This window comes from Rathayibacter sp. Leaf296, assembly GCF_001423045.1.
GTDB classification, from domain to species: Bacteria; Actinomycetota; Actinomycetes; order Actinomycetales; family Microbacteriaceae; genus Rathayibacter; species Rathayibacter caricis.
In genome coordinates this window covers 292,162-312,063 of sequence record NZ_LMNR01000003.1, presented here as the reverse complement: position 1 = coordinate 312,063, position 19,902 = coordinate 292,162, and the positions used below count along the sequence as shown (strand labels likewise).

Sequence of the window (19,902 nt, the reverse complement as noted above, 5' to 3'; positions counted from 1 at the left end):
GGCTGGGGTCCGAGCACGCGGCGGAGCAGGCTCCGCTTCGCGGCCGGACCCGGGGCCCCGGCGCCCGTGGACGCCGGAGCCTTCGGGGTGAGCGTGGTCACGGCCGGCTCACTGCTGGCCGGCGAGCCCGGTGACGGTCTCGGCCGCTCCGTCGAGCGCCGACTCCACGTCGCCCTCGCCGAAGATCACGGTCTTGCCCCACGCGTCGCGGATCGCCTGCAGCATCTGCACCGTGTTCGGTCCCGACGGCACCTCGATGGTGCGGCTCGCCTGGTCGCCGAAGCGCTGGTAGGCGGGGTTGGCCTCGAAGTAGTCGGCGTAGGTGGTCTGCAGGTCGGTGCGCAGCGGCATCTGGCCGGTGGTCTCGAGCAGCGAGCGGTCCTGCTCCTCGCTGGTCGCGAACTTCAGCACCTCCCAGGCGGTGCCCTTGTTCTCGCAGGCGGAGTAGAGGCCGACGTTCTTCGCGTCGCTGAACGTCCACGTGTCCTCGGCCGCAGTGCCGTCGGGGGTGGGCACCGAGACGGAGCCCCAGTTCAGGTCCTCGTAGACCGAGACGGCCCACGGGCCCACGATCGACATGGCGGCCTGACCGTCTGCGAACGCGTCGCCCTGGTACTGCTCGCGGCCGGCGAGGCCCTGGTCGTAGAGGCTCTTCCAGAACTCGGCGACCGCGTAGCCGTCCTCGCTCGCGAACGTGGCCTTCCCGTCCTCGACCAGGCCCGTCCCTCCGGTGGCCGCGGCGTACAGCGGCATGAAGTCGAACTGGGTCTGGAAGAACTCGCTGGTGGGCGCGGGCTGGATCGCGGCGGGCGCGGCTCCGGACTCGACGAGCGTCTTCGACGTGGCGACGAACTCGTCGTAGGTCGCCAGCGACGGGTTCTCGGGGTCGAGGCCGGCCTGCGCGAAGAGGTCCTTGTTGTAGAAGATGACGACCGGGTTGCTCTTCCACGGCATCTGGAAGTAGTCGCCGTCGGCGTTCTGGTACTGCTCGGCGAGGTCGCCGCTGCGGGTCTCGATGTAGTCGTCGCCGTCCTCGAACTCCGACAGGTCGACGAGGCCGCCCTGCCGCTCGAACTGGCCGACCGCGCTGGGGGCCGTGTTGAAGACGAGGCACGGCGCGTTGCCGGCGGTGATCGCGGCTCCGATGACCTCCTCGCTGCTCTTGCCGGCGGGGATCTCCTGCCCGGTGATCTCCTGGTCCGGGTTGTCCGCGTTCCAGGCCTCGACCATCGCCTCTCCCCAGGCGACCTCCTGCTCGTTGTTCGAGTACCAGATCGTGATCGGGCCGGTCGCGGTGAGGTCGGTGGAGGCTCCTCCACCCCCTCCACTGCAGGCGGTGAGGCCGATCGTCGCCAGTGAGGCGATGCCGATCCCGGTGAGCCATCGTCTCGTCGTCGAGCTGCTCATGGTGTTCTCCTTGTCCTGTGCTCGGCGCGCGCGGCGGTGCGCGCGCCTCTCAGTGGGTCGGCCGCGGCGGAGCGGTCGAGTGGCGCACGACGAGCCCGGCGGGCTCGAGGTCGACGTCGGGGGCGCTCCCGGTCTCGATGAGATCCAGGAGCGTGCGGGCTGCCGCCTCTCCCCAGCGCGCGGGGCGCGTGCGGGCGGAGGTCAGCGACGGGTAGACGTGGGCGGCGATCTCGGAGTCGTCGAACCCGGTGATCGAGAGGTCGTCGGGCAGCCGCAGCCCGCGGGTGTGCGCGACGCCGAGGCCGGCGATGGCCATCGGGTCGTTCGCGCAGACGACCGCGGTGGGCGGTTCGGCGAGGTCGAGCAGCTGCTCCATCGCCCGGGCGCCCTGGCCCGCGCTGAAGTCGGTGGCGACGACGGGGCCCGGCTCGAGGCCGGCGGCGGCGCAGGAGCGGAGGAACGCGGTGCAGCGCCGCTGCGAGTGCAGCAGGTGGTCGGGTCCGGCGACGTGGGCGATGCGCTCGTGGCCGAGGGCGGCGAGGTGGGCGACCGCGTCGGCGATGCCGGCCGCGTCGTCCATCACGACGGCCGGGGACGCCGATCCGTCGTAGCGGCCGAGGGTGACGGCGGGCAGGCCGAGCTCGGTGAGCAGCGCCGACCGGGAGTCGCCCTCGCGCAGGTCGGTGAGGAAGACGCCGTCGACGCGGCGGTCGGCGGCGAGGGTGCGGTAGACCGCCTCCTCGGACGGTCCCGGCTCGACGACGCTCAGCACGAGCACCCGGCCGTTCTCGGCGAGCACGCGCTCGACGCCCGAGATGAAGGAGGGGAAGAACGGATCCGCGGCGATCACCTCGGGGTCGCGCGCGACGACGAGGCCGACGGCGAACGAGACGCTGGTCGAGAGGGAGCGGGCGGTGACGCTGGGCCGGTAGCCCAGGTCGGAGGCGACCTGCAGGATCCGCTCGCGCGTCCCGACGGAGACGCCGGGCCGGTCGTTCAGCGCGAACGAGACGAGCGCCTTGCTGACCCCGGCTTCGCGGGCGACGTCGAGGATCGTGGGCCTGCTCGCCATCGGGCGCCTCCTCGTCGAGTCTGAACCGGTTTACTGAACCGGTTCAGAGCACCGTAGCAGGATCGGACGCGAGTGAGAAGAGGTGCGGTCGTCGGGCCGGGAACACTCCGCGCCTCCCGTGCGTTGGCACCCGTATGACCGTTCCCCTCTCGATCCTCGACCTCGCCCCCATCGCCCCCGGAGAGACCGCGCGCGACAGCTTCGCCGCCTCGGTGGCGCTGGCGCAGCAGGCCGAGCGCAGCGGGTACCGCCGGGTCTGGTACGCCGAGCACCACAACATGGCCTCGATCGCGTCGAGCGCCACCTCGGTGCTCATCGCCCACGTCGCGTCGCAGACCTCCACCATCCGCCTCGGCTCCGGCGGCGTCATGCTGCCCAACCACTCCCCGCTGACGATCGCCGAACAGTTCGGCACCCTCGCGACCCTGCACCCCGACCGCATCGACCTGGGGCTCGGCCGTGCGCCGGGCAGCGACCAGGCGACGTTCCGGGCACTGCGCCGCGATCCGGAGTCGTCCGAGCGCTTCCCGCAGGACGTCCTCGAGCTGCAGGCCTTCCTGGCCGGCGAGTCCCGGATCCCCGGCGTCAGCGCGACGCCCGGAGCCGGCACCCGCGTGCCTCTCTACATCCTCGGCTCCTCGCTCTTCGGCGCCCAGCTCGCCGCGGCCCTCGGCCTCCCCTACGCGTTCGCCTCGCACTTCGCGCCCGACGCGCTGCACCAGGCCGTCGCGGAGTACCGCCGCGGCTTCCGCCCGTCCGAGCAGCTCGACGCGCCCTACGTGATCGCCGGAGTGAACGCCATCGCGGCCGACACGACCGCCGACGCCGAGCGCCAGTTCGCCGAGATGAAGCGGGCGCGCCTGCTGATGCTGCTGCGGCAGAGCGGCCAGATCCCGCTCGACCAGCAGTTCTCGGACGACGAGCTCGACAGCCTGCTGAGCGCCCCGGTCGGCGCGCACGTGGCGAGCATGACCCACTACACCGGAGTCGGCACCGGCGAGGAGGTCGCGGACTACGTGGCCGGATTCGCCCGCTCGGCCGACGCCGACGAGGTCATCGTGGCCCACGCGTCGCTCGCGACTCCGGCGCGCCTGCGCTCGGTGGAGCTGCTGGCCGACGCGCACGCCCGCGTCGCGGCGTGAGCGCCTGAGGCCCGGTCGCAGCGCAACCGCCTGCAGAAGAAAGGCTGAGAGGCCGGACGTCGCGCACCCAGCGCGAGTCCGGCCTCTCAGCCTTCGTTCCGACGGTCCGGCGCGCGGATCGCGTCCGCAACCGAGGGCCGGAGCCCGCGAGCGGCCCGCGAGCGGCCCCGCCACAGCCTCCCGACCTCGGTTCCGAACGCGTCAGGCCAGCCCCGCCCCGCCCACCGCGAGGCTCACCAGCACCGTCAGCACCGTCGTCCACAGCACGATCGCGACGCCCTGCCACAGCAGCACGCGCCCCTTCGCCACTCCGGCCCCCGCGAGCATCACCGCCGTGAAGTGCGTCGGCAGCAGCAGCGGCCCCAGCAGGCTCACTCCGGGCACCCCGTAGCGGGTGAACGCGCGCTGGAACTTCTCACGCCGCGCGGAGGACTTCCGCGTCCGCCCCTTCGTGACGGCCGAGCGGACCCCCGCCCCCAGCAGCACCAGCAGCGCCACGCAGACGAAGTTGCCCACGGCACCCGAGATCGCGGCGATCACGGGGTTGATGCCGCCGATGATCCCGATGCTCGCCGCACCCTCGCCCTCGATGAACGGCACGGCCCCGGCGGCGGCCACCACGAGGGGCTGCACGAGGTCGGGGACCCGGGCGAGGAGGTCCTGGAATCCGAGGATGGCGTCGGCTGCGATGTTCGACATGTCGTCTCTCCGCTCTGCTGACCGCGTCGGCGGCCCTCCCGTCTCTCGGGATGACTCCATCCGACCGCAGCAGCCGACGCCCGGGCAGTGCCGCCGGGTCACGTCCGCAGGGGAGGAACGCACCCCCGAGGGGTGACATCCGTCATGGTCGTACTGTGGGCGGCATGAGCACTGCGCCCGAGACGATCGACGTCGCCCCGCCCTCCGGCCGCGGTGTGTCGGCCACCTGGTGGTACACCCTCGTCTCGGCGGGCTCCTTCGTGCTCGCCGTGCTGTTCGTCTGGTCCGTGCCGGTCCTCGTCGGCGATCCGCAGCCGTGGCGCGTCGCCGCGTACTTCGGGAGCGCCGCCGTGTGGTGCGCCGCCTTCGCGATGCTGATCCTGCGCTACCGCCGGGCACGGGAGGACTCGCCCGTCGGCCCGTCGGCGGTCCTCGTCGTCGGAGTCGCGGCGGCGGCCGGCGTCGGGGTCGCCACCGGCAGCGTCACCTCCGCCCTCTCCCTCGCGTTCGTCCTGGTCGGCGTCCTGCCGTGGCCGCGGGGCGTCCGCGGTCGCCTCACCGGGCTCCTCACCGTCGCCCTCGTGGTGTCGGCCGCGCTCGAGCACGAGCGGTTGAGCGCCGGGCCGCTGTCCACGGCCGACCTCTGGCCGATGATGCTGATCTTCGCCGCCGCACTGCCTTTCTCGATCGTCAGCATGCTCTGGTGGTGGGACATCGTGCGCGAGCTCGACCGCGCGCGGGCGGCGGAGGGTCGCCTCGCGGCCGCGCAGGAGCGGCTGATCCTCGCGGGCGACGTCCACGACCTGCAGGGCCACCACCTCCAGGTCATCGCCCTGCAGCTCGAGCTCGCCGAGCGCCTCCTCCGCGACGACCCCGACGGCGCCCTCGATCAGCTCCGCGCCGCCCAGCGCAGCGTCGACGGCGCCCGCACCGGCACCCGCGAGCTCGCCACCCGCTTCCGCAGCGTCTCGCTCTCGGACGAGCTCGAGAACGCCGCCGACCTCCTCCGCTCGGCCGGGCTGCGCGTGCAGCTCGACATCGGCCCGGAGGCGGACCTCGCGCCGGCCGAGGCCCTCGGCCCCGTGGTCCGCGAGAGCACGACCAATATCCTCAAGCACGGCGGAGGCGAGTCCGCCCGCCTGCGACTCGCCCGCGACCAGGGCGAGTGGCGGTTCCACGCCGAGAACGACCTCCCCGCCGAGCCGGAGGCGCCCGACGAGCAGGGCGTCGGCATCGCCGGCATGACCGAGCGGATCGAGCGCGCCGGCGGCACCCTGCGCACCCGTCCGACGCGGCGCACCTTCGAGCTCGAGGCGCGCCTGCCCGTCGGAGGTGCGCGGTGATCCGCGTGCTCCTCGCCGACGACGAGGACATGATCCGCACCGCCCTCGCCGCGCTGCTCCGCCTCGAGGACGACCTCGAGATCGTCGGCGAGTGCCGCGACGGCGAGGAGGCGGTGGCCGAGGCTCTGCGCCTCGAGCCCGACGTCTGCCTCTTCGACGTCGAGATGCCGGGCATGGACGGCATCGAGGCCGCGGAGCGACTGCGCCGCTCCTCCGCGACCCGCGTCGTGGTCGTGACCCGCCACGCGCGCCCCGGCGTGCTGCGCCGTGCGCTGGCCGTCGGAGTCGCGGGCTTCCTCCCGAAGTCGCGCCGCGCCGAGGACGTCGCGCAGGTCATCCGCCTCGTCGCCAGCGGCCGCCGCTACGTCGATCCCGAGATCGCCGCCGACGCCCTCGCCACGACGCGCAGCCCCCTCACCGACCGCGAGCTCGACGTGCTCAGCGCCGGCTCCCGCGGCGAGACCATCGGGCAGATCGGAGCCGCGCTGCACCTCTCGAACGGCACCGTGCGCAACCACGTGTCGTCGATCCTCCGCAAGCTGCAGGTCGACACGCGCCAGCGCGCGGTGATCGAGGCCCGCGAGCACGGCTGGATCTGATCGCCGCGTCTCGGCCCGACGGCCGAGGCCTGCAGAAGTAAGGCTGAGAGGCCGGGATCAGCGCAGATCACGCGCGATCGGCCTCTCAACCTGAGTTCTGAGGGGATTCAGCCGGTGACCGGCCGCAGCCGGCCCGCCCTCAGTGCCCGCGCGCGATCCATTCCTCGCGGTGCGGCGCCTCCGCCCCGATCGTCGTCGAGTCGCCGTGCCCGGTGCGGACGACCGTGTCGGCCGGCAGCGTCAGCAGTCGCTCGGTGATCGACTCGATGATCGTCGGGAAGTCGCTGTAGGAGCGTCCGGTCGCGCCCGGTCCGCCCTGGAAGAGGGTGTCGCCCGTGAAGACCGTGCCGAGCTCCTCGGCCACGAAGCAGACCGCTCCGGGCGAGTGGCCGGGCGTGTGCCGCACCTCGAGCTCGATGCCGGCCACGGCGATCCGCTGGCCGTCGGCGAGCGCCGCGGTCGGCGCGCTGTCGGGGTGCACCACGTCCCAGAGCATGCGATCGGAGTCGTGCAGCAGCACGGGCGCACCCGTCGCCTCGCGCACGCCCGCCACCGCGTCGATGTGGTCGTCGTGGGCGTGGGTCAGCAGTACGGCCACGAGGGTCCGCTCGCCGACCGCCGCGAGGATCGCGTCGGCGTCGTGCGCGGCGTCGATGACGACGCACTCGGAGTCGTCGCCGACGATCCACACGTTGTTGTCGACCTCCCAGGTGCCGCCGTCGAGGCTGAACGTGCCGCTGGTGACGAGGTGGTCGATCCGCGCGCCCATCAGAGCACCACCACCGAGCGCAGCACGTCGCCGCCGGCCATCGTGGCGAAGGCCTGCTCGATGTCGCGGATGCCGATCCGCTCGCTCACGAACTCGTCCAGCGGCAGTCGGCCCTGGAGGTAGAGGTCGGTCAGCATCGGGAAGTCGCGCTCGGGCAGGCAGTCGCCGTACCAGCTCGACTTCAGCGATCCACCGCGGCCGAAGACGTCGAGGAGGGGGATCTCGAGGGTCATCTCGGGCGTCGGCACCCCGACGAGCACGACCGTGCCGGCGAGGTCGCGGGCGTAGAACGCCTGCCGCCACGTCTCGGGGCGGCCGACCGCGTCGATCACGACGTCGGCGCCGAAGGTGTCCGTCAGCTCCTGGACCGCCGAGACGACTCCCGCCTCGTCGAGTCCGCTCGAGTCGATGACGTGGGTCGCGCCGAGCTTCTGCGCCGCGACCAGCTTCTTGGGGTCGCGGTCGATCGCGATGATCGTGCTCGCTCCGGCCAGCTTCGCGCCGACGACGGCGGCGGTGCCGACTCCACCGCAGCCGATGACCGCGACGGAGTCGCCGCGCGTCACGTTCCCGGTGTTCATCGCCGCGCCGAGGCCCGCCATGATCCCGCAGCCCAGCAGCCCGACCGCGGCCGGATCCGCCGACGGATCGACCTTCGTGCACTGCTTGGCGTGCACGAGCGTCTTCTCGGCGAAAGCGCCGATGCCCAGCGCGGGGCTGAGCTCCGTGCCGTCCTCGAGGGTCATCTTCTGGGTGGCGTTGAAGGTGTTGAAGCAGTACCAGGGCTCCGCGCGCACGCACGCCCGGCACTCGCCGCAGACGGCGCGCCAGTTGAGCACGACGAAGTCGCCGACGGCGACGTGCGTCACTCCCTCGCCGATCGCGCTGACCCGGCCCGCGGCCTCGTGGCCGAGCAGGAACGGGAAGTCGTCGCTGATCCCGCCCTCGCGGTAGTGGTAGTCGGTGTGGCAGACGCCGCAGGTCTCGATGTCGATGACCGCCTCGCCAGGCCCGGGATCGGGGATCACGATGTCGACGAGCTCCACGGGAGCGCCCTTCGATCGGGCGATGACGCCGCTCACAGTGGTGGGCATGGGGGCTCCTTCGTCGGTGCGGGGTGGTGCTCGGAACCGTTCCACCGTACCGGCCGACGGGTCGCCGGCTCCCGGCTGATCGGCCCCGCACTCGAACGGCGGCCGACGCCCGTCGCCGCGCTCGCACCGCCCACTAGGGTCGGGGGCAGCGCCGCTACCGCCGTGCTCGGAGCGGAGGAGGACGGCGTGGAGCGCAGGCAGGCCGAGGATCACGTGCGCGCAGCGCAGAGCCGGTCCGAGTCGTTCGGCCGCGGTCGCCTGGTCTCGACGTACTCGGTGCGGCACCGCCCGGGGCTCGACGTCGCGTTCGTGCTCGACGGCTCCGCGGGCGACTTCCAGATCGGCATGGGCGCCGCCTCCGACGACTACAGCTCGGTGATGTCCCTCGGAGTCGACAGCCGCGAGGGCCGCCTGCACGCGGTCGGCCTGTGGACGGTCGACGGCCGAGCCGAGAAGCTCACCGCCCGCATCCTCCTCCAGGACCGCGGACTGATCGTCGTCGAGGCGACGCCGCTTCCCCTGGCGAAGCGCCCGCGATCCCTCAAGTGCTGGTCGTTCCTCCGCCAGGACGGAGTCGACCACTACTCCGACGTCATCGGCTTCGTCTCCCCCGAACTGGCCGCCCTGCCGCCGGTGCCCCTGAGGACCTACCCGCGCTGACCGGCCGGCACGCGTCCGAGTACGCCCGATCACGTCGCACCCCGCCCAGCTTCTCGGCGGCTCCACCGCAGACCCTTCCCAGGTTGACGCGTCGCACCTTTCGCTACAGTTGACCCTAGCAAGGGGAGTACTCCCGTCTGCGGTGAGCCCGTCATTACGGATGCGTCAGAGCATCCCGGGCCATCGGCTCCGCCCGCGAAGACCTGAGGTCCGCGGTGGAGTGGAGGAGACCTTGGTGTCATCCCGACCACCCACCCCTTGGAGTACGCCGTGCAGGTCACCCCCGCCGTCTGGCTGATCACGATCGCCGTGACGATCGCCTTCTTCGTCTACGAGTTCTTCGTCCACGTGAGGAAGCCCCACGAACCGACCATCGGCGAATCCGCCCGCTGGTCGGCCTTCTACATCGGCCTCGCGCTGCTGTTCGGTGTCGGCATCGGCGTCGTCGCCGACTGGCGCTACGGCGGCGAGTACTTCGCCGGCTACCTGACCGAGAAGGCGCTGTCGCTCGACAACCTCTTCATCTTCCTCATCATCATGAGCGGCTTCGCGGTGCCGAAGAAGTACCAGCAGAAGGTGCTGATGATCGGCATCGTCATCGCGCTGATCATGCGCGGAGCCTTCATCGCCGTCGGTGCGGCGCTGATCGAGAACTTCTCGTGGGTCTTCTACCTGTTCGGCGCCCTGCTCTTCGTCCTCGCGTACCAGCAGATCAAGGGCGACCACGGCGACCCGTCGAACAACGCCTTCATGCGCCTGGTGCGCCGCATCCTCCCCGTCACGGACGAGTACCACGGCGACAAGCTGACCGTGAAGAAGGACGGCAAGCGCTTCGTCACTCCGATGCTGCTGACGATCGTCGCGATCGGCTTCATCGACCTCGTCTTCGCGCTCGACTCGATCCCCGCGATCTACGGCCTGACCAGCGAGGCCTACATCGTGTTCACCGCGAACGCCTTCGCGCTGATGGGTCTGCGCCAGCTGTTCTTCCTCATCGGCGGACTGCTCGAGCGCCTCGTCTACCTCAGCCAGGGCCTCGCCGTGATCCTCGCGTTCATCGCCGTGAAGCTCGTGTTCCACGCCCTGCACGTCAACGAGGTGCCCTTCATCAACGGCGGCGAGCCGCTGCTGTGGGTGCCCGAGATCCCGATCTGGTTCTCGCTCACCTTCATCGGAGCGACGATCGCCGTCGCCACGATCGCGAGCCTGCTCAAGACCCGCGGCGACCGGGGCAAGTCCGACCGTGCGAGCGTCGAGGGCGAGCCGATCGAGACCGCGAAGGACGTCGACTCGCGCACCGACGCGTAGCACTCCGCACCGCACGCAGCGCCGCCCGGGAGGCCGTTCCTCCCGGGCGGCGCTGTGTCGTGAGCGGCGCGGTGTCCTCAGGCGGCGCCGAGCCGTCAGCTCTCGAGCACGAAGTCGATCGGCGTCGACACCACGCCGTTCGCCTGCACGGTGACGGAGTGGGCGCCCGGGTAGTACCGCCGCGTCGTGATCTCGCGGAAGGAGTGCGTCCGGGTCACGGTCGCCCTCTCGCCCGCGGCGAGGCGCCGGGTCGCGAGCCGGAAGGTCTTGGGCCGGACCGAGCCGTCGGCCCGTTGGAAGCCGATCGAGTAGTCGATGACGACCGTCGCCTCCGTCCCGCCCTCGTTGACGACCTCCGCCGAGATCTCGACCGAGCCGCCCCAGGGCACGACGTCGACGGAGAGACGCGGCCGGCCGACCCGCAGCAGTCCGCCGTCGAAGCCCGCGAGGACGAGCGCCGCCGGGTGGCCCTTCTTCAGCAGGGTCCTGAGTGCGTGGCGCACCACCCGGGGCGTGTTCGCGTCCGGGTCCGCCGACCAGCCGGCGGCCGTCTCGATCACGATCTCCGGATCGAGGCGGCTGAGGTCGTTCAAGTGGTTGGCCGTCGAGCGGCGCACGTACTCCGACGAGTCGCGGTAGGAGGCGTCGAGGATCCCCCGGGTCGCGCGCGGGTGCGCGATCAGCCACGGCACGCGCTTCGCCCAGGGCAGGAAGGCGCGCGAGCCCTCGGTGGCGAGCCGTCGCACGTGCTCGTTCTCGTGGTCCGTCCAGGTCAGCATCACGGCGAGCGCCCGCTCGGGGCGGGCGATGAGCAGGTCGCGGATCGCGAACTCGCCCGTCAGGCCGACGGTCAGCCGGGCGAGCAGTGCGAGCGCCGCGTCGAAATGCTCGGCGGATCCGCTCTCGAGAGCGCGGACGGTGACGAGCTCCGTCACCGGCCAGATCATCCAGCCGTCGAGGAGCGGCTGCTCGACGAGCTCGAGGACGAGGCCCTCGACGGCCGGGAACCCTGCGGGCAGGTCGCTCAGCAGCGCGTCGCGCACGAGGTCCACGCGCTGCCGGAGCCGGAGGCCGTCCAGCGCACCCGGAGCCTCGGTCAGCGCGGGCAGGTCGAGCGGAGCGACCTCCCGCAGAGCCTCGCGCAGCCGCGCGACCACCTCCGGTCCGATCAGATCGTCCATCGCGCCCACGGTGCACCCCCTCCGTCGTGTCGGATCAGGGTCCCATGCGCGCCGGATCTCGATACGCCCGCTCCGCGGGCTACTCGATCAGCAGGCAGGCAGGCATCCGCATGAGGTGACTCCTCCTCGGAGAACCGCCCGCATCGGGAGAACCCGCCGGGGCGCGGATCACCCGAAGATCCGCGCCCCCGCGGGCACGACAGTCCTACGCCCTCAGAGCGCGGGAGTCCAGATGCGCATCGTCGACGGCCCGCGGTTCGCCCACGTGTAGTAGGGCCGGAACTCGACGTCGACAGGCCGCTCCACGGAGACCGAGGGAGCCCCGTACGCCCACTCCTCCTCCTGCGCGCTGACCGCCGCGATCGCCGCGCGGGCGCCGCCTCCCGGCGTCGGCACCGGCTCCACCGAGCGGTCGACCACGATGTGCTCCGTGTCGAGCCCGGCGGGCAGGTCGATCGACTCGACCGCCAGTACGAAGGGGCCGCGCTCGAGCGCGACCTGCCCGCGAACGGCGTCGATGCGCGGGTGGGGCGTCACGAATCGCGCGGTCATCGGGAGCGACAGCCGCACGACCTCGCCCGCGCGGAAGGCGCGCCGCACGGTCACCGTGTCGCGCGCCTCCTCGACAGGAGAACCGTCGAGCAGCGCCGAGCCGCGCGCCCACGGCGGGATGCGCAGGGTGAGCGAGAACTCCGCGTCCTGCTCGATGCGCACCGCGATCTCTCCGTCGGCGGGGTACTCGGTCTCGACCTGCAGGGCGATGCCGTCGGTCTCGATCCGGTAGGCGCCGTACTGGTGCAGCTGCACGCCGGCGTCGTCGGCCGTCGCGAAGCCCAGCTCGACGCTCGCCAGCGTCCGCGCCGTGTTCGTCGGGCAGCAGGACACCCAGAACCACGGAGCCCGCAGGCTCGACTGCGCCCGGTCGGTCTCGACCGACTCGTCGGGCTCCACTCCGTCGACCCGCTGCTGCAGGGTGTTCGTGTAGAAGAAGGCGCGGCCGTCGGCGCGCGTCGCCGGCAGCACCGCGTTCAGGAGGGTCCTCTCGATCAGGTCGGCGTACGCCGTGTCGCCCGAGCGCAGCAGCAGCCGCCAGCTGAGCATGTCGGAGGCGATGGCCGCGCAGGTCTCGGCGTAGGCCCGGTCCGAGGGCAGCTCGTAGTCGGCTCCGAACGCCTCGTCCTGGTGGTGCGAGCCCATGCCGCCCGTGATGTACGTGCGCCGCGAGACGGTGCTCGACCACTGGCGCCGCACGGCGTCCTCGAGCTCGGCGTCGCCGGTCTCGACCGCCACGTCGAGGGCTCCGGCCGCGAGGTACAGCGCGCGGACCGCGTGCCCGCGGAGCACGTCCGCCTCGCGGACGGGGACGTCGTCCTGGAAGTACTCCGGCCCGAACTGCACGGCGCCGAGGGTGCCCGTGCCTCGGCGCTCGACGAAGAGGCGGGCGAGCTCGAGCCAGCGCCCGTCCCCCGTGGCGCGGGCGAACTCGGCGAGCGCCGGCTCGATCTCGGGGTGCCCGCAGACCGCGACGCGTCCCTCCGGCCCGAACTCGCGCCAGACGTGCTCCGCCAGCCGTCGCGCCACCGCGGGCAGCAGGTCGTCGCGCCCCGTGCGCAGCCGCGCCACGGCCGCCTGGATCAGGTGCCCGAACGAGTACAGCTCGTGCCCCCACTCCAGGTTCGAGTACCGGGCGGGCTGCCCCTCGCGGCCGAAGCTCGTGTGCACGTAGCCGTCCTCCTCCTGCGCCGCGGCGACCCGGGCGACGAGGGCGTCGTAGGAGGAGGCGAGGTCCGCGTCGTCGGAGCGGCCCAGCTCCCAGGCCATCGCCTCGAGCAGCTTGTAGACCTCCGAGTCGACGAACTCGATGCCCGCGTGGCGGTTCTCGGAGGCGTCCGAGATCGTGCCGTTCGCCGCGCGGTCGAAGTTGCCGGCCCAGCCCACGCGCTCGATCCACGAGAGGCAGTGGCCGATCACGGCCTGCGCGCCGAGGTCCTGGTACTGCTTCCAGAAGCCGCCGGTCAGGCGGATCTCGTGCTGCCCGAGCGGGCGCAGCCGACCGGAGCCGGGAGCGACCGGCCCGCCGAGGGCGGTGGTGGTCGCGGGGGACGTCGTGGTCACGGAGTTCTCCTAGGTGGAACGGTCAGTCCTTGACGGCGCCGGCGGTGACTCCTGCGGAGACGTAGCGCTGGGCGACGACGAGGAGCACGGCGGCGGGGAGGGAGGCGACGACGGCGGTCGCCATGATCGAGTTCCACTCCTGGTTGTTGTTGCCGATGTAGCGGTAGATGCCGAGCGTGATCGGCTGCAGGTCCCCTCCGCTGTCGAGCGTCGAGGCGAAGACGAAGTCGGACCACGCCCAGAGGAACGCGAAGAGCGAGACGGTGACGACGGAGTTGCGGCTGATCGGCATGATCACCGACGTGAAGGTGCGCCAGGCGCTCGCGCCGTCCATCCGCGCCGCCTGGGTCAGCTCGTCGGGGATCCCCGACATGAACGCGGTGAAGATCAGCACGCCGAACGGCACCGCGATGGTGGAGTCGGCGACGATCAGCCCGGCCACCGAGTTCAGGAGCCCGAGGTTGAGGTAGATGGCGTAGAAGCCCATCGCCATGATGATCGCCGGGATCATCTGCGCGATCAGCAGCACGAACGAGACCCCGTTCCCTCCGCGCGGCCGCAGCTTCGCCAGCGAGTACGCGGCCGGAGCGGCGATGACCACCGTGAGCAGGACCGTCCCGATCCCCACGATCAGGCTGGTGCCGAGGAACGGCAGCTGCTCGCGCAGCACCGCCTCGTAGCCGGTGAAGGTGGGGGAGAGCGGGAACCAGTCCGGCGGATCCTTGCGCATCGAGCCAGTCGGAGTGAGCGAGACGTTCACCATCCAGTAGACGGGGAACAGCATGATCCCGGTGAGCACGAGACCGATCGCGGTCAGCCACCAGGGCCTGCGCGCGGTCACGACTGCGCCTGCTTCCGCTGCACCCGGATGTAGACGACCCCGAACGCGAGGGCGAGGAGGATCAGCAGGTTGCCGACCGCCGCCGCGGGTCCGAAGTCGGGCAGCATCGAGCCGAAGCCGAGCTGGTAGGTCCAGGTCGCGAGCGTCGTCGACGAGTCGGCCGGGCCGCCCTTCGTCATGATCCAGATGATGTCGAACACCTTCAGCGTGTAGACGAGGCCGAGCAGGATCGTGATCGCCGAGACCGGCCGCAGCAGCGGCAGCGTGATGCGCCAGAACTGCTGGGCGCCGGTCGCGCCGTCGAGCGAGGCCGCCTCGTAGAGGTCCTGCGAGATGTTCTGCAGACCGGAGTAGAGGATCACGAGGTTGAACGGGATGCCGATCCAGATGTTGGCGATCAGCACCGCGATCAGCGAGGTCGACGGCGACGTGAGCCAGTTGATCTGCCCGATGCCGAACGTCTGCAGGAACGCGTTGACGATCCCGGATTCGCTGTTCAGCATCCACGACCAGGTCGACGCCGACACGATCAACGGCAGGAGCCACGGCACCAGGAACAGCGCCCGCAGCGTCGCCGAGAGCGGGAAGGTGCGGTAGAAGAAGACCGCCAGCGCGAGCCCGATCGAGAACTGGAACGCGATCGACACGACCGTGAAGACGGCCGTGTGCAGGAGCGCCGGCCCGAAGGTCGCGTCCTGGAACACCTGGATGTAGTTGTCGAACCAGATGAACGCCGCGTCGCCCTGCACGAACGAGCGGACCGTGTAGTCCTTCAGGCTCAGCTCGAGGTTGCGGTAGAGCGGGAACGCGTAGAAGACGAGCAGGTAGACGACCAGCGGAGCGAGGAACGCCCACGCGATCAGCTGGCTGCCCTCGAGGCGCGTGCGGCGCCGGGGCGGAGCGACGACCGCCGGGGCGGCGTCCCTCCGCTCGCCTGCACGCTGCAGCAGCCGGGCGGTCTCGGTGGTGGTGGTCATGGTCTCTTCCCTCTGACGGCCGGGTCGGCGCGCGCGGCACCGACCCGGCTCATCCGGCTACTTCGTGGCGGACTCGGCCGCGACCTGCGCGGCCTTCAGTGCGTCCTCGGGCGACTGCGAGCCGCTCAGCGCGTTCTGCACGGCAGTCCAGAGCTGCTCCGAGATCTGCGGGTACTTCGTACCGAGGTCGTCCGAGGTGCGGCCCTTGGCGGACTGCACCGCCTCGACCCACGGCTCGAGGTCGGCGTTCCCGGCGACCTGCGCCTCCTGGGCGGCAGCGGTCGGCGCGATGTAGGAGAGCGTGTTGTCCGTCGTGACGAGGTTGTCGGTCGACGTCAGGCACTCGGCGATCGCCGCGGTGGTCTCGTAGCGCGACTCGTCGCTCTGGACCGGGAGGGTGAGGAACTCGCCGCCGGTCGGCGCCGGAGCGGATCCGCCGTCGATCGCGGGGATCGTGAGGATCCCGTAGTCGATGCCGGAGGCCTTCGCGTTGGCCAGCTGCCAGGTGCCGTTCTCGCCGAACGCGTACTCGCCGGTCTCGAACTCCTGCCAGCTGGTGGTCTGCGTGTTGCCGATGACGGAGTTGGGCGCGTAGCCCTTCTCGACCCAGTCGGTCCAGAGCGAGACGGCCTGGACGGCCTCGGGCGAGTCGAGCTCGGTGAGCTCGGCGCCCGATCCCCAGAACCACGGGAGGAACTGGAAGCTCCCCTCCTCCGTGCCGATGCCCGAGAACGTGATGCCCTTGCCGCCCGAGGCGGTGACCTTCGCGAGCGCGTCGGTCAGGCTCGCCCAGTCGGTGACGGAGGCGATGTCGACGCCCGCCGCGGCCAGCACGGTCGTGTTGTAGTAGAGCGCGAGGGTGTTGGCCCCGATCGGCACGCCGAACGTGTCGCCGCCGGTCTGCCCCGCCGCGAGGATGTTCGCGTCGATGTCGCCGGTCTCGAGCCCGTTCTCGGCGGTGGTGGTCAGGATCCCCGACTCGGCCAGCGTCGAGACGACGGGGTTGTCGACGAGGAGGATGTCGGGCGAGTTGCCCTGCTGCCCCGCGAGCAGCGCCTTGTTGGTCAGGTCGGTGGTGTCGTAGCCGGTGCGCTCGACGGTCACCCCCGCCTCCGTCCCGCAGGCGTCGATGAGCTTCGCCCAGTCGCTGCTCTCGTCGAACTGGGGGTACGGGTCCCAGAACGTGTAGGTTCCTCCCGCGGCCGAGCTGGAGCCGTCTCCGGATCCTCCTGCGCAGCCGGTCAGTGCGGCCGCCGCCGCTCCCAGCGCGACGGCGGCGCTGAGGCCCCGTACGTACTTCCTCGTCCTCACGGATGTTCCCTTCGTCGTTGACGGGTCGGTTCCGGTCCGCCTTCGCGGTGTTACCGAAACTACTTTCTGCGGGATGAACCTACGCACGCGGCTGGCGGGCGTCAAGAGTGCGTTACGTTTCGGCCTTTTCGGTTTTTCGCGGACTCGTGCGAGGATCGGGCGGAGCGCTCATCCGCGCCGCCGATCGGAGGACGCCGTGACCCCGCGCAAGCCCACAGGCTCGATCACCCTGACCGACGTCGCCCGCGTCGCCGGCGTCTCGGTCGCCACGGCGTCGAAGGCCCTGAACAACCGCGACCAGGTGCGCGCCGAGACCCGCCAGCGCGTCCTCGACGCCGCCGCCTCGCTGTCGTTCACCCCGAACCCGTTCGCGAAGGCCCTGAACTCGTCGCGCACCGGCACGATCGGCATGCTCACCAGCGACCTCGACAACCGCTTCGTGCTGCCGGTCCTCCTCGGCGCCGAGGACGCCTTCGGCGCCGGCTCCACCTCGGTGCTGCTCTGCGACGCCCGCGGCGACTCCATCCGCGAGCAGCACCACATCAAGAACCTGCTCGCCAAGCGCGTCGACGGCATCGTGATCCTGGGCCGCACCACGAACTCGCGCCCGTCGATCACGAGCACGATCCCCGTGCCGGTGGTCTACGCCTACGCCCCCTCGGAGGATCCCGCCGACTCGTCCTTCACGCCCGACAACGCGCAGGCCGGCCTCCTCGCCGCGGGACACCTGCTCGACCGCGGCCGCCGCCGCATCGCCCTCATCAACGGCGAACCCAGCTACGCGGCCGCCCGTGATCGCGCGGCCGGCGTGCAGCAGGCGCTGACGGAGGCGGGTCTGTCGCTGGTCGGCGGCGACGTGCTCTACGGCCAGTGGTCCGAGAGCTGGGGGCGGCAGTGCGCGGAGGAGCTCGTGAATGCGCACCCGGACCTCGACGCGATCATCTGCGCGAGCGACCAGATCGCTCGAGGGGCGCTGGACCACCTCCGCGAGAGCGGGCGGCGGGTGCCGCGGGACGTCGCGGTCGTGGGCTTCGACAACTGGGACCTGCTGGTCGAGGCCGCGCGGCCGCCGCTGTCGAGCATCGACATGCAGCTCGAGACCCTGGGGCGGGCCGCAGCGGAGGAGCTGTCGCACGCGATCCGCGGCGGAGCGACGCCGGGCGTCCGTCGGATGCCGGTGCGGCTGGTGCCGCGGGAATCATCGGCGTGAAGGTGGGCGCGCGCGCAGGTGCACGCGAGCCCCTCCTGGGCGGTGGTCTCGGCGAACACCGGTCGAAATCTCCGTTCGGGAATGCCCGGTCTACTGTCCGCACGACATCGGTTCACTGACACGATGTGCGGTCCTCGCTCAGGCCGCTCTACCTGCACCACCGACCCGGCCGCTCCCAGGGGCGCAACAATCGCGGCCCAGGCGCCTCGCATCCTGCAGATCGCCGTCCGGATCACGTGGACACCGCAACGGCCAGCACCCTGGATCGCAGCGAGGCGGAGCCGGCCTCCACGTGGGCGCGGTAGACGACGACTCCGAACGGGCCTGCCCGCTGGGCGATGACCTCGAGCACAGGCTCACAGCGCAGGAGTTGTGTGCCGTCTTCACTGGCGACGGCCGTCACTCGGCTTTGCCGAGCAGGAGATGGTTGCGTGCGGCCTCGTCGGCGGCCACCACTCGGACACGTGTCGACGTTCCACGCACGCGCTCGATGGGGTGCAGTTGTAACCGTCTGCCGATAAATGCCTAACCGCGACGCCGGACACCCTCTCGCAGGCAGACCCATCTCCCGACCGACACTAGACGCCACACAGGCGCAAAACGCCGTCCTCGCCTAGGCGGGAACCCGGGCGGCCACTAGCGTGACTCGCGTAATGGATCTGGGGACCATGAATTGAGTTAGCTCGAAATCGGCCCCACACGCCCGCTCCGCCCTTGCTTCGTCCATCTTGTGACCAGTATGAACACGACTGCGCGAATCATCCCTGAGCGGTGAGTCCTTCGATCAGGTCACCAACGGAGGTGACGAAAGGGGAAAAGATGAATCTTGCATCCCGAATTCTGCGAACGAATGATCGGGTTCGCCTTCGAGGCAGACTAATCAATGACGATTCAGTGCCGCGGCTTGTTCCGCTGTGGGCCGACCCGTCCGGGCGGATAGCGCCGGTTGAGCCGATGGCCGTCGATCTTCTCGGGTGGGATGGAACATTGCCGCGCGCTTCCGCTTCAGTCGTCGGCACGTGGGATGGTGCGGCAGTCGTGGTCGCCCAGCTCGAGTCATCTCCCGACGGCGAGTCAGAATTCCGATTCTCCCCCCTTCTCGGGGAGCAAGTTGATCTTGACTTGCCGATTCTCGACACCATGAGCACAACAGCCGACACCGGTCGCCGTGACGAGGTGGTTCGCGAACTCATCGATCGGGGGTCCGCCCTCCATCACGCACAGGTCCGAGCAGGCAATGCGACCGCTCACGTGGTGAGCGCGGTCGACGCAGCGGCCGTCGAGGCGGCGCTTCGACCGTTGCTACAAGAAACGCTGGTCGTCGTGCCGAGCCCGTGGACGCGGGCTGATCTCGATGCCGTGCAACAGATCCTCTCGGACGAAGAGAACTCCGCCGGGCTCTTCATGTCGGGTGAGGGCCTGGACCCGCGAGGGCTGTACCGCGCGAGTGGGTGGGTGCGGCAGATCACGCCGCGTCTCGCAGAACGACTCGAACCGTACCCGGGGGGAATTGTGGCGCTCGACAGCTGGCTCAAGCCCACACACGCAGTCGCCTGGTAGGCGCTCACACTCGAATGCAGCAGCCGACCGGGTTCTGCGTCGAGAGGCTCATCCAAAGGAGGAGATATGCACAAGAAGACATCGCTGATCGTCACCTCGGTCGTCATGGCCGTGGGTCTGATCACGTCGTCGATCGCCGTCACTGCGGCGATCGGAGCGTCGGTGCCCGCGCCTTCGTCGAGCGAGGCTGTGCTCGTGAAAGCGGAGGGCAACACCACCGGCACCGCGGTCACCGGAACTGCCGACGGCAGTGCCACGATCGAACTCGCCGCGGTCTATCCGTGGGGCTACTACACCACACAAGCTAAGTGCAGGACCGCCGGCGCGAACTTCATGAAGCAGTATCCGGGACGCTTCCTGGGGTACTGGTGCGTGAAGGGAACCGGTGCGAACTCGAACAAGTGGCAGCTCTATATGAACGAGAACGACTGCACCGATCGCGTCTCCGGCACCACCGGAATCGGCGCGGCGAAAGAGGAGATCTGAACCGGCCGCCGTCGGCCTATCGACAGCTCTGTGAACTGGCCGCCGCGCCGCTCTCACGGCGGTCAGTTTTTCTCGGGCTCGTCGGAGGCGGCGCACTCAGCCTCACATCCTGCGCCGAGAGCGCAGGA

At 70.8% G+C, this 19,902-nt stretch carries 18 protein-coding genes; 8 read left to right on the top strand and 10 right to left on the bottom strand.

Translation table 11 applies throughout. The features are described from left to right. Nucleotides 1–108: 108 nt before the first annotated feature. Entirely contained in the window at nucleotides 109–1,407 is a 1,299-nt protein-coding gene (locus ASF46_RS17940) for an extracellular solute-binding protein (protein ID WP_056868881.1), read from the bottom strand. 49 nt (nucleotides 1,408–1,456) lie between these two features. Next, the gene (locus ASF46_RS17935) at nucleotides 1,457–2,479 is read right to left on the bottom strand and encodes a LacI family DNA-binding transcriptional regulator (protein ID WP_056868880.1); all 1,023 of its coding nucleotides are present in this window, start codon (nucleotides 2,477–2,479) and stop codon (nucleotides 1,457–1,459) included. Between the two features lie 134 nt (nucleotides 2,480–2,613). Here ASF46_RS17935 and ASF46_RS17930 point away from each other — a divergent pair, with 134 nt between their 5' ends. Continuing rightward, nucleotides 2,614–3,621 carry an LLM class flavin-dependent oxidoreductase gene (locus ASF46_RS17930; RefSeq protein ID WP_055784674.1) on the top strand — a complete coding sequence of 336 codons (1,008 nt, stop codon included), beginning with the start codon at nucleotides 2,614–2,616 and terminating at the stop codon, nucleotides 3,619–3,621. Nucleotides 3,622–3,822: 201 nt separating this feature from the next. Here ASF46_RS17930 and ASF46_RS17925 read toward each other — a convergent pair whose 3' ends face one another. Next, nucleotides 3,823–4,320 (bottom strand): hypothetical protein, encoded by a 498-nt coding sequence (locus tag ASF46_RS17925; RefSeq protein WP_056868879.1) that lies wholly within the window; start codon nucleotides 4,318–4,320, stop codon nucleotides 3,823–3,825. Nucleotides 4,321–4,484: 164 nt separating this feature from the next. On the opposite strand from ASF46_RS17925, the gene ASF46_RS17920 reads away from it, so the two are divergent. Both ASF46_RS17920 and ASF46_RS17915 read left to right on the top strand, forming a co-directional pair. Beyond that, nucleotides 4,485–5,663: a sensor histidine kinase gene (locus ASF46_RS17920; RefSeq protein ID WP_162240199.1), complete on the top strand. Its 1,179-nt coding sequence runs from the start codon at nucleotides 4,485–4,487 to the stop codon at nucleotides 5,661–5,663. After that, complete coding sequence (locus tag ASF46_RS17915) at nucleotides 5,660–6,262, top strand: response regulator transcription factor (protein WP_056868877.1); 603 nt, start codon at nucleotides 5,660–5,662, stop codon at nucleotides 6,260–6,262. Before ASF46_RS17920 ends, ASF46_RS17915 begins: the two co-directional genes overlap by 4 nt. A 139-nt stretch (nucleotides 6,263–6,401) precedes the next feature. On the opposite strand, the gene ASF46_RS17910 is transcribed toward ASF46_RS17915, so the two are convergent. Next, the gene (locus tag ASF46_RS17910) at nucleotides 6,402–7,031 is read right to left on the bottom strand and encodes an MBL fold metallo-hydrolase (RefSeq protein WP_056868876.1); all 630 of its coding nucleotides are present in this window, start codon (nucleotides 7,029–7,031) and stop codon (nucleotides 6,402–6,404) included. Beyond that, on the bottom strand, nucleotides 7,031–8,125 hold the full coding sequence (locus tag ASF46_RS17905; RefSeq protein ID WP_056868875.1) for an S-(hydroxymethyl)mycothiol dehydrogenase: 1,095 nt from the start codon (nucleotides 8,123–8,125) through the stop codon (nucleotides 7,031–7,033). Before ASF46_RS17905 ends, ASF46_RS17910 begins: the two co-directional genes overlap by 1 nt. A gap of 186 nt (nucleotides 8,126–8,311) precedes the next feature. On the opposite strand from ASF46_RS17905, the gene ASF46_RS17900 reads away from it, so the two are divergent. Continuing rightward, a complete protein-coding gene (locus ASF46_RS17900; protein WP_056868874.1) occupies nucleotides 8,312–8,785 on the top strand; it encodes a hypothetical protein in 474 nt (157 codons plus the stop codon). Nucleotides 8,786–9,055: 270 nt separating this feature from the next. Continuing rightward, a complete protein-coding gene (locus ASF46_RS17895; protein WP_055788630.1) occupies nucleotides 9,056–10,093 on the top strand; it encodes a TerC family protein in 1,038 nt (345 codons plus the stop codon). Nucleotides 10,094–10,188: 95 nt separating this feature from the next. Here the strand turns inward: ASF46_RS17895 and ASF46_RS17890 are convergent, their stop codons facing one another. From ASF46_RS17890 to ASF46_RS17870, 5 genes are all read right to left on the bottom strand, one after another. After that, nucleotides 10,189–11,274 carry a hypothetical protein gene (locus ASF46_RS17890; protein WP_235577015.1) on the bottom strand — a complete coding sequence of 362 codons (1,086 nt, stop codon included), beginning with the start codon at nucleotides 11,272–11,274 and terminating at the stop codon, nucleotides 10,189–10,191. 213 nt (nucleotides 11,275–11,487) lie between these two features. Further along, complete coding sequence (locus ASF46_RS17885) at nucleotides 11,488–13,389, bottom strand: glycoside hydrolase family 127 protein (protein WP_056868872.1); 1,902 nt, start codon at nucleotides 13,387–13,389, stop codon at nucleotides 11,488–11,490. A 22-nt stretch (nucleotides 13,390–13,411) separates the two neighbouring features. Beyond that, the gene (locus ASF46_RS17880; protein ID WP_157602764.1) at nucleotides 13,412–14,230 is read right to left on the bottom strand and encodes a carbohydrate ABC transporter permease; all 819 of its coding nucleotides are present in this window, start codon (nucleotides 14,228–14,230) and stop codon (nucleotides 13,412–13,414) included. Then, nucleotides 14,227–15,207 (bottom strand): carbohydrate ABC transporter permease, encoded by a 981-nt coding sequence (locus tag ASF46_RS17875; protein ID WP_056868871.1) that lies wholly within the window; start codon nucleotides 15,205–15,207, stop codon nucleotides 14,227–14,229. The genes ASF46_RS17880 and ASF46_RS17875 overlap by 4 nt, the downstream gene beginning before the upstream one ends. Before the next feature lie 57 nt (nucleotides 15,208–15,264). Beyond that, nucleotides 15,265–16,518: a sugar ABC transporter substrate-binding protein gene (locus ASF46_RS17870; protein WP_056868870.1), complete on the bottom strand. Its 1,254-nt coding sequence runs from the start codon at nucleotides 16,516–16,518 to the stop codon at nucleotides 15,265–15,267. A gap of 196 nt (nucleotides 16,519–16,714) precedes the next feature. Between ASF46_RS17870 and ASF46_RS17865 the strand changes: the two genes are divergently transcribed. The 3 genes from ASF46_RS17865 (at nucleotide 16,715) to ASF46_RS17855 (ending at nucleotide 19,774) form a co-directional block, all read left to right on the top strand. Beyond that, complete coding sequence (locus ASF46_RS17865) at nucleotides 16,715–17,728, top strand: LacI family DNA-binding transcriptional regulator (RefSeq protein ID WP_056868869.1); 1,014 nt, start codon at nucleotides 16,715–16,717, stop codon at nucleotides 17,726–17,728. Between the two features lie 819 nt (nucleotides 17,729–18,547). Continuing rightward, the gene (locus ASF46_RS17860) at nucleotides 18,548–19,288 is read left to right on the top strand and encodes a hypothetical protein (RefSeq protein ID WP_157602761.1); all 741 of its coding nucleotides are present in this window, start codon (nucleotides 18,548–18,550) and stop codon (nucleotides 19,286–19,288) included. Nucleotides 19,289–19,354: 66 nt separating this feature from the next. Next, on the top strand, nucleotides 19,355–19,774 hold the full coding sequence (locus tag ASF46_RS17855) for a hypothetical protein (RefSeq protein WP_056868867.1): 420 nt from the start codon (nucleotides 19,355–19,357) through the stop codon (nucleotides 19,772–19,774). The last annotated feature ends 128 nt before the right edge of the window (nucleotides 19,775–19,902 follow it).

Bases quoted from the DNA above. Each gene is read 5' to 3' on its own strand.
- ASF46_RS17940 (WP_056868881.1), bottom strand. From the start codon at position 1,407: ATGAGCAGCTCGACGACGAGACGATGGCTCACCGGGATCGGCATCGCC.
- ASF46_RS17935 (WP_056868880.1), bottom strand. From the start codon at position 2,479: ATGGCGAGCAGGCCCACGATCCTCGACGTCGCCCGCGAAGCCGGGGTC.
- ASF46_RS17930 (WP_055784674.1), top strand. From the start codon at position 2,614: ATGACCGTTCCCCTCTCGATCCTCGACCTCGCCCCCATCGCCCCCGGA.
- ASF46_RS17925 (WP_056868879.1), bottom strand. From the start codon at position 4,320: ATGTCGAACATCGCAGCCGACGCCATCCTCGGATTCCAGGACCTCCTC.
- ASF46_RS17920 (WP_162240199.1), top strand. From the start codon at position 4,485: ATGAGCACTGCGCCCGAGACGATCGACGTCGCCCCGCCCTCCGGCCGC.
- ASF46_RS17910 (WP_056868876.1), bottom strand. From the start codon at position 7,031: ATGGGCGCGCGGATCGACCACCTCGTCACCAGCGGCACGTTCAGCCTC.
- ASF46_RS17905 (WP_056868875.1), bottom strand. From the start codon at position 8,125: ATGCCCACCACTGTGAGCGGCGTCATCGCCCGATCGAAGGGCGCTCCC.
- ASF46_RS17890 (WP_235577015.1), bottom strand. From the start codon at position 11,274: ATGGACGATCTGATCGGACCGGAGGTGGTCGCGCGGCTGCGCGAGGCT.
- ASF46_RS17875 (WP_056868871.1), bottom strand. From the start codon at position 15,207: ATGACCACCACCACCGAGACCGCCCGGCTGCTGCAGCGTGCAGGCGAG.
- ASF46_RS17860 (WP_157602761.1), top strand. From the start codon at position 18,548: ATGAATCTTGCATCCCGAATTCTGCGAACGAATGATCGGGTTCGCCTT.
- ASF46_RS17855 (WP_056868867.1), top strand. From the start codon at position 19,355: ATGCACAAGAAGACATCGCTGATCGTCACCTCGGTCGTCATGGCCGTG.